This is a genomic window from Neisseria sicca VK64, assembly GCF_000260655.1.
Classification (GTDB): domain Bacteria; phylum Pseudomonadota; class Gammaproteobacteria; order Burkholderiales; family Neisseriaceae; genus Neisseria; species Neisseria sicca_B.
The window spans coordinates 1-1187 of record NZ_AJMT01000061.1 but is presented as its reverse complement, the minus strand read 5'-3'; the positions used below and the strand labels follow the sequence as shown (position 1 = coordinate 1187).

Annotated in this window: 1 protein-coding gene and 1 rRNA gene; both read left to right on the top strand. The window is 50.5% G+C overall.

The features are described 5' to 3' along the window. Positions 1–90: 90 nt before the first annotated feature. A 5S ribosomal RNA gene (gene rrf, locus HMPREF1051_RS03720) occupies positions 91–204 on the top strand. A 350-nt stretch (positions 205–554) separates the two neighbouring features. After that, positions 555–845, top strand: a complete 291-nt coding sequence (locus HMPREF1051_RS03715; RefSeq protein ID WP_003764614.1) for a ComEA family DNA-binding protein — start codon at positions 555–557, stop codon at positions 843–845. Positions 846–1187: the final 342 nt, after the last annotated feature.

The following is a 1187-nucleotide window of genomic DNA, read 5'->3' as shown; positions in this document are numbered from 1 at the left end:
ATTTGAAGAACTTCAAATAAAAAGCTTACTGACTGATTCAGTCATCACCAAATATATTGATTAAGGCTTTACCGATTTGTACAGTTTAAGTTTGGCGGCCATAGCGAGTTGGTCCCACGCCTTCCCATCCCGAACAGGACCGTGAAACGACTCAGCGCCGATGATAGTGTGGTTCTTCCATGCGAAAGTAGGTCACTGCCAAACACCTATTCTAAGCCCCCGACAGATGTCGGGGGCTTTTACTTTTACCTCATATTTTATTCATACCTTTACTTGAAACTCGTCAGTGCCGTTCCTTGCCTTCTTGCTATGGCTGACTTGCTTACGAGTGGAGATGGGCGGGTGCGACGATGGCGCAGCGGGTAAATGTGACGGATAGGGAGGGTGCGGGTAGAATAGGGATGTTGCAGAATCAATACATAAAGAGATAGTAAACTAAGAAATCTTCAGGTATCGTTTGAACGGAAACGGTAAGACGGATATGATAGCCAACTATTTTACGGTGCCGTACACACAGGCATCATCCGCATTCACAAACTATGGAGTATCTTCTTATGAAAAAATTCCTCTTTGCCGCCCTCTCCCTGCTGACCGCTTCGCTGTCGCTGGCCGCCGTCAACATCAATACCGCCTCCCCGTCCGAGTTGGAAGCCCTGCCCGGTATCGGCCCTGCCAAAGCCAAAGCCATCGTGGACTACCGTCAACAACATGGTGCCTTCAAATCGGTCGAGGAGTTGAAAAACGTCAAAGGTATCGGTGAGGGCATCTTCTCCAAACTGAAGGCGGAAGCAACCGTCGCCCCGGCCGCTCAAAACAAAACCGCCACCCCCGCCGCTAAAAAATAAACCCTAGTGCGTTCTCCCGAATAGGGAAGGTGCGCAGATGCAAACCCGGTGATGAAAAGGCCGTCCGAATCCAGTCCGGAGTCGGACGGCCTTCGTGTCGGGCGGGTAAGGCTGCCATGTCTGTCCCGCTTCATTCGGCCGTCAGATCAGGATGCATAGAGAAACCTATGTGGAAGGGTCGTCTGAAAAGGTGGCGGGCTGCAATACTGCCTTAGTGAGATCTTTGCAAAATTCCCCAAAATCCCCTAAATTCCCATCAAGACATTTAGGGGATTTCCCATGAGCACCTTCTTTCAGCAAACCGCACAAGCCATGATCGCCAAACACATCGACCGCTTCCCA

Coding starts and splice junctions, on each gene's coding strand:
- HMPREF1051_RS03715 (WP_003764614.1), top strand. CDS start 555: ATGAAAAAATTCCTCTTTGCCGCCCTCTCCCTGCTGACCGCTTCGCTG.